The following is a 6123-nucleotide window of genomic DNA, read 5'->3' as shown; positions in this document are numbered from 1 at the left end:
GGAAGTCATCTCACTTATCTTGCTCTGATGTCAAGTACGTTTTTTACACCGCTGATTATTCTTGTCTTGTTTAATTTGTCAAGCTATTTTTATACTAAATTAGATGAGCTTACCCTGGGATTTTGGCTTTCGTGTTTGAAGATGGAGAACCGCAGTATGATACTAATTTTTTAGATGCTGATGAGATAGCTTACTACCGTAAAAACTATAAAAAGCATGGACGTATTTTAACAATTGGAGTTCAATTTGACCGTGATATTGACTTAGTTCGAGTCACGGAAAATGAAAATATTTATACCTTTTGTGAACTGAATTTGGAAGTAAAAACCGAAGGGGAGAACAGGTTTTTTCGCAGGCTCGACGGCGAGTGGCAGGAAATTGAAAACTCTCCAGTAGTCGAGTATCAACGCTGTGATTCCTTAATTTGTGTGAGTTAAAAATGGCGAAAACTCAACCACCAAAAAAACCCAACGAACTTGATTTAACAGGGTTAAATGGTGATATCAAAAATCCAATTATTTTCCCAGACAGCCATTTTGGCTTGGAGTCTAGTGTGTGGGATGCAGCCCAACGCATTGCCGATATGTTGCCAATTCAAGTTAAGGTTTACGGCGACCTCAACGAGGAAGCCGTTTTAGACCTGACTGAGAAAGCCAAGGGTGCTGAAATTCAACAAAAATATTGGACTGAATATTCATCTGCTGTCAGTCGGTTTCTCAAAGCCTTTTATAAGGTTAAGGAAAAACAAGCTGAGGTTGCCGAGAATACGGCAGAGGCACGGGTCAAACACGCCGAACTCGAAAAAGACCTCGGCACTGCTTTAGCATCCCTTGAATCGCAATATCGCCAAATTGTTGGCAGCTACCGGAGTGCGATCGCCTCAACATCTGGCGACTTAGAAATCAGTCTCAACAAAATTGCTTCCCAGTACACCCAATCACGAGCTAAAAAAGCAGAAGCAGTTCAAAGAGAGCAGAAGAAAAATGAGACTCCCTACGCAAAACAGACGGAATCTTTGGTTGATAAATTTCGTAAGGCTAGGGAGGCTCGTTACAGTGGCCCGTCAGTCGGAATCACCCGTCGAATTAGTGGGGTTTGATTATGTCCACAACTACCAAAGTTGTCAGATGGACGTGTATTTTCTTAATTGCCTTTGCTGTTGGGCAAATAATTAGTTTATTTCCTTGGTCGTTCGCCATAGTTGGCGTAGCAGCAACGGTTGTTTACCTTGCAGCTCATAGACGAGATGATGAAATCATGTTGCAAGTGATTGCAGTAGGCTTAGTGATGGGGACACTCAAATGTTACGTTGGTTAATGATTGTCCCCGAAATCATTCTTGTGATTTTGCTCATCACTACGACAGATAAAAAGTCTATTTTTTTTCTCCCTGCTAATTTCACAGCTATAGCTATTGCAGGCTGTGCGGCATCTCAGCTGTGGTCGATGCAAAAAGATTATGAGGACAAAGAACGAACTCAAGATATTCTGCGAGTTCTCAAAGACACCCAAGCCGAGGAACAACTAGCTTATTTAGAAACAGTAGCCGAAACACGCAGAAATGCTGAGAATGCCGATAAAGACATGGAACGTCAGCTGCGAACACTGGAGGCAACAGCACCATTCTTTACTGGCTTACTTGATCTGACTGGTAAAAATGGAGTTTTGGGTCGCATGGCTTTGGGGATGATCCAAAATGGATCAAGCTTGGGTGATGTTTTGTTGGCGACGGCTGACGCTGAAATGAAACTGGAGCAAGCCAGAATCAATGCCCAGTTGCAGCAAAAGCAGATTGAGATGCAACAACAAGCAGCAAATCAGAACCAGCTTACACAGACAGTAACTGCCCAAGCAACTGCTGTAAAGGATAGTCCCAATCCCCCTAATTCCAATAACATTGCTTTATTGCAAAAAGCCGCAGCTATCGTTGGTTTAAAAAGTGAATGTCTGCGGGTAGATAAGGCCCCCAGTTACGAGCGTTTGGTATTTAGTGTCGGAACTCAGGATTACAAGTTAACCCGCAAGTGGAAGCAGGCTGCAAAACTCGCATTGGGCGAGAAAAATGATTTACCCATGTATGTTTGCGGTAGCGAACAAATAGCGGTAGAGTTGGCACTTCCTCCAAATCAACGCACCTTTTACGACTTTCCCCAACGGAACTGGGTACAGGGCGATCGCACCATTGTTCTAGGTAAATCCCTGGATGGGGAAGTAATTATAGACCTGGCAAGTGAAGACACGCCACAATTGCTAGTTGTCGGAACTACTGGTAGTGGTAAGAGTAATTTCCTTCGTGCCGCAGCCTACTGCTTGCTCATGCAGGGAGCAAAAGTAGATATTTGTGGTGGTAAAGTTTCTGATTATGAAGATTTTCCGGCTCGCTTCCCCAGCATTAGTATTAATGACATGGGTAAGACCTTTGAGTATGTGGGCGAGTACTTTGCTGAATGCGATCGCCGCAACTCAATGGGTAAGGAAGAATTAGCCAAGCAACCAGCCTGGGCGTTACTGATTGATGAATACAAAGGGACGGTTCCCTTTGACGAAAAACTCCGCAAAATTTACGACCAACAATTATGCGAAGTCGCCCGTCGTGGTCGTGGATTAAAAATTCACCTTATTATTGGGCTGCAACGCGGGTCAAAGCGTAGCAAGGATGACCCGCAAGCACTACCTCCTGACTTGCGTGACAACTTACCGTGCCGTATAGCCTTTCGTTGCGTGGATGCAACCAGCGGTCGCATGGTGTTGCACAGAAGGGGTGAGGTGGTCACGTCACTGCAAGGACGGGGTGACGGCGTAGTGCAGTCAGGACTCCTAGATACTAGGTTTCAAGCTTATCGATTTGAGAGGATTCCTTAAAAATATGGCAAACACTTCATCATCAGGTGATAGCGACAAAGAAGATAAAGCTGAAAGCAAAGGCAACCCCGGCGAAGAATTTACACCCCTTGGTGGAGGGGCATACATGAGTAAAGATTCTGGGGATGTAGTGGAGTCGAAGGACATCGTACCAGAAAATGAAGGTAATCAAAGCAACGGTTCTAGTAGTAAATAATTACTAATATGGACTTTGAAATCATCACTTCTGGAGAGGAACTAGAAAAAGCTTTTGGCGAAAACAAGCCTAACGTCAAGCCTCCCCATGTTGTAATTTTCTACTGGTACGATGGCAGTTTCCGCAATGTCATTCGTGATTTTGCTCCTAATCACAACCTGAAGCGCAACACGAAATTAGAGAGTCAGTTCCGACAACAAGAAAACTATTGCGGACTCACCAGGCAAGAAATATTTGCTGCTTTCACAGAAAGGTTTGAATTGTTACAAGGCTGGTACATGGCAGATTTAAAAAACCGGGAGTACTTCTTTTTCAAGGAAAGCAAGCTGCTTGACCAGAAATTAAAGGAGTTGAGCGAGCTTTCTTAATGCGATCGCATTGAAAAACCGCACCTATAAAACTAGGTGCTCTTTACTTCATACATATCTTTGTTTAAATGAAACCAAAATTTCAAGTAGGCGATCGCGTCCTACATAAACGCAGTGGCAAAATTTACACAGTACTGGATCGCAAGTACAACAAAGCTGTTGCAACCCACGCGATCAAGGTATACACAAACGGTACAACCTCAGTCAGCCCCACAACTATTGCTGAACACTGGACTTACAAATTGGATGATGGGCGCAGTTGGCGATATGCTGAATCACTCTTGGAGTTGGTATAAAATTAGACGTAATTATTCACAACTTCCAACTCACTCAACCGAAACGTAGCAATCAAATTCTCTTCTTCACTGTACGGTGATATTGTCTCTCGTCTCCTGGGAAAATATCGTCGCATTTTTTCGATTGCGTTGCTGAATTTCGTGAAACCTTCCGGGGTGCGATCGCTTAACTTTATCGCCACAATCCACTCATAGCGGTGTTCTTGTTGATTGTTGAGTAACAACGAGCTGCTGGAAACGTTTTTAAACCGATAAATACTCACCTCCACGCCACCACTCACGCCACCTTTAGGAGTACTGGGAGGTTCAACCCAGATAGCGGGTTGGTTGTTGGCAAATGTGCCGAGTTCTTCTGCTAGTAGGTCAGCGATCGTACTTCGGAGTTCGGGTGCGGTGTGAATGTGTTGAGGCATAGAATAATTCGTAATTTGTAATTCGTAATTCGTAATTAAAAGCCATAATTACGAATTACGAATTATCATCGACTGCGAAGCTTTCAGCCTACCGCTACGAACCGGACAAGATTGCAAAAAGCGCTGATTGAGATAATTGGCGGTAGCCGTGAATGCAAAATCTAAGTTTTTCGTAGTCTGATAGTTAGCAGTGAAAACAGCAGGTAAATTGCTTCCAGACAATGCTCTATCTGTCCATCTATTACCCTGCCTCTCGTGGACATGATAAGCGTAAGGTGCTGTCCATTTGTAGGTAGCAGTATTAATGGTTAATTGTGGTGGTGTCCAGCTTCTCCAAATAGGCATTTTACGTATTGCTCCAAATCTTGCGATCGCACTCTCCAGCGACCGCCTTGTTTAATTGCTTTTAAGGTTCCCGATTTTACCGCTTCTCTTAACCCTGAGCGTGAAAAGCCCGACATCATCGCCGCTTCTTCTATGGTCAGTGTTAACTTTGATGCCAGGTACTGCAAATTATGATACCGTTCAAATACTTGCAAAAATTGTATTATTTGTTCAGGGGGGACAAACTGAGACAACATGGTTTGTCCCTCTGTCTCTGATACGGCTATTGCCCTATGCACCGGGGTTTGTTTCTCTTCCTTAAGCGCTTCTACCTGAGATTGGTCGTATACCCCTTTCCCGTCAACATAGACTACTTTCAGCTTTCCAGCTTTGACGTAACGGCGAACTGTTTTATGGGAAACACTTAAATATTCAGCAACTTGGTTAATATCCATACATATAGGACAGAGTGAGACATAGTATATTGTCCCATATTGTCTAACAAGGCCAGGTTTCAGCTTTATTAGCTATTCTCTTAACTTGCCTTGCGGGAAGTCCTATTGAGCATCTGTTTACCAGAATTATCAGTAAAATTACAAACTATTTCAACCCCACTCAAACGTCCCTTCTATCTCAGTCCCCATACGCCTAGCTAACGCCTTAGCCACCCTTGCGCGACTACTATTAAATCGCGGCTTGAGTGTAAATTTCCCGATGCGCTGATTCCCAGTTAATGGATCTGTGTAAATTGCTTGCGCTTGGGATTGTTTGCAGGTAATTTCACTCGGTAAAATCCGAGGTTTCACGGAATACCCACGTAGCATAACCGTGTTAGGGTTGCTTCCAGGTTCAGGCTTTACCGCGTTATTGCCTTCAAGCCATGCCTCTACTTCGTAGGGGATTGTGACCTGTACTGGGTTTCCAGTTTCGGGGTCGTTGGCAAACTGCCCTTCTACGGTCAGGGTAAAGGTTATTTTTATGTTGGGGACAAATGGTTTGCAACACGACATTTTTAGACAACGAATCGCTACTACTTGAGTATTGCAAAACTAAAAATGTCCGTCTCCGCAACATTTTGGTTGAGCAAAATATGGGTTTAGTTCGCATGGTGGCCCATAAAATGACCAACTGCTGCACATTATCGCTTGAAAAAGAAGAATTAGTGCAGATTGGCACTGTAGGACTCATCAAAGCAGTTGAGCGATTTGACCCTACCAAAAAACGTAAATTCTCTAGTTTGGCTGTCCCGTTTATTCAAGGTGCAATACTCCAGTGGTTACGCGATAAGGGCCGTTTGGTAAAAGTGCCGCGCCATCTGCAAGAAACTCACCAAAAAATCAAACGGTATGCTGAAAATGAAGGCATACCCTACAATATTGCAGCCGAAAGACTTGGGATTACGTCCGTATTAGCTCAAGAAGCCTCGACTGCGTGTACACAGCATTTACTTGAATTGCCCCAAACACTCACACTCACTACTGATGAAACAGATGATGATTTTGAATGGGAACCACTACTAAATCAACTCCCACCACAACACGCCGCTATCATCCGTAGTATATATATAGAAGCAATTTCACTCAAAGAAGTAGCGCGATCGCACTCTTTGAAATTGAGTGAAGTAAAAAAGCTTGAAACCGAAGCCATACAGCTATTACGTTCAAT

At 43.7% G+C, this 6123-nt stretch carries 11 protein-coding genes and 1 pseudogene; 8 read left to right on the top strand and 4 right to left on the bottom strand.

Going from position 1 to position 6123, the window contains the following annotated elements:
• The first annotated feature begins 122 nt into the window (after positions 1–122).
• The 7 genes from HXY43_RS22840 (at position 123) to HXY43_RS22810 (ending at position 3721) form a co-directional block, all read left to right on the top strand.
• Entirely contained in the window at positions 123–437 is a 315-nt protein-coding gene (locus HXY43_RS22840) for a hypothetical protein (RefSeq protein ID WP_290888210.1), read from the top strand.
• A 2-nt stretch (positions 438–439) separates the two neighbouring features.
• Positions 440–1099, top strand: a complete 660-nt coding sequence (locus tag HXY43_RS22835) for a hypothetical protein (protein ID WP_102177126.1) — start codon at positions 440–442, stop codon at positions 1097–1099.
• A gap of 2 nt (positions 1100–1101) precedes the next feature.
• Positions 1102–1317: a hypothetical protein gene (locus tag HXY43_RS22830; RefSeq protein ID WP_290888207.1), complete on the top strand. Its 216-nt coding sequence runs from the start codon at positions 1102–1104 to the stop codon at positions 1315–1317.
• Entirely contained in the window at positions 1302–2861 is a 1560-nt protein-coding gene (locus HXY43_RS22825; protein WP_290888204.1) for an FtsK/SpoIIIE domain-containing protein, read from the top strand. The genes HXY43_RS22830 and HXY43_RS22825 overlap by 16 nt, the downstream gene beginning before the upstream one ends.
• Positions 2862–2865: 4 nt before the next feature.
• Positions 2866–3057: a competence protein ComE gene (locus HXY43_RS22820; RefSeq protein WP_290888201.1), complete on the top strand. Its 192-nt coding sequence runs from the start codon at positions 2866–2868 to the stop codon at positions 3055–3057.
• Between the two features lie 8 nt (positions 3058–3065).
• Complete coding sequence (locus HXY43_RS22815) at positions 3066–3425, top strand: hypothetical protein (RefSeq protein ID WP_290888198.1); 360 nt, start codon at positions 3066–3068, stop codon at positions 3423–3425.
• Positions 3426–3493: 68 nt separating this feature from the next.
• A complete protein-coding gene (locus tag HXY43_RS22810) occupies positions 3494–3721 on the top strand; it encodes a hypothetical protein (protein ID WP_290888195.1) in 228 nt (75 codons plus the stop codon).
• 2 nt (positions 3722–3723) lie between these two features.
• Here HXY43_RS22810 and HXY43_RS22805 read toward each other — a convergent pair whose 3' ends face one another.
• From HXY43_RS22805 to HXY43_RS22790, 4 genes are all read right to left on the bottom strand, one after another.
• Complete coding sequence (locus tag HXY43_RS22805) at positions 3724–4134, bottom strand: hypothetical protein (RefSeq protein ID WP_290888192.1); 411 nt, start codon at positions 4132–4134, stop codon at positions 3724–3726.
• Between the two features lie 48 nt (positions 4135–4182).
• Positions 4183–4479: a hypothetical protein gene (locus HXY43_RS22800; protein ID WP_290888189.1), complete on the bottom strand. Its 297-nt coding sequence runs from the start codon at positions 4477–4479 to the stop codon at positions 4183–4185.
• Positions 4443–4913 (bottom strand): helix-turn-helix domain-containing protein, encoded by a 471-nt coding sequence (locus HXY43_RS22795; protein WP_102177118.1) that lies wholly within the window; start codon positions 4911–4913, stop codon positions 4443–4445. Before HXY43_RS22795 ends, HXY43_RS22800 begins: the two co-directional genes overlap by 37 nt.
• A gap of 150 nt (positions 4914–5063) precedes the next feature.
• On the bottom strand, positions 5064–5468 hold the full coding sequence (locus tag HXY43_RS22790; RefSeq protein ID WP_102177117.1) for a hypothetical protein: 405 nt from the start codon (positions 5466–5468) through the stop codon (positions 5064–5066).
• On the opposite strand from HXY43_RS22790, the pseudogene HXY43_RS22785 reads away from it, so the two are divergent.
• Positions 5450–6109: pseudogene (locus HXY43_RS22785) on the top strand (sigma-70 family RNA polymerase sigma factor); the annotation flags it as partial. The gene HXY43_RS22790 and the pseudogene HXY43_RS22785 overlap by 19 nt on opposite strands.
• Between the last annotated feature and the right edge of the window lie 14 nt (positions 6110–6123).

Source organism: Fischerella sp. (assembly GCF_013388695.1).
Lineage (GTDB): Bacteria > Cyanobacteriota > Cyanobacteriia > Cyanobacteriales > Nostocaceae > PCC9605.
Note: the sequence above shows the minus strand (reverse complement) of the source record. Positions and strands in the feature narration are given on the sequence as shown.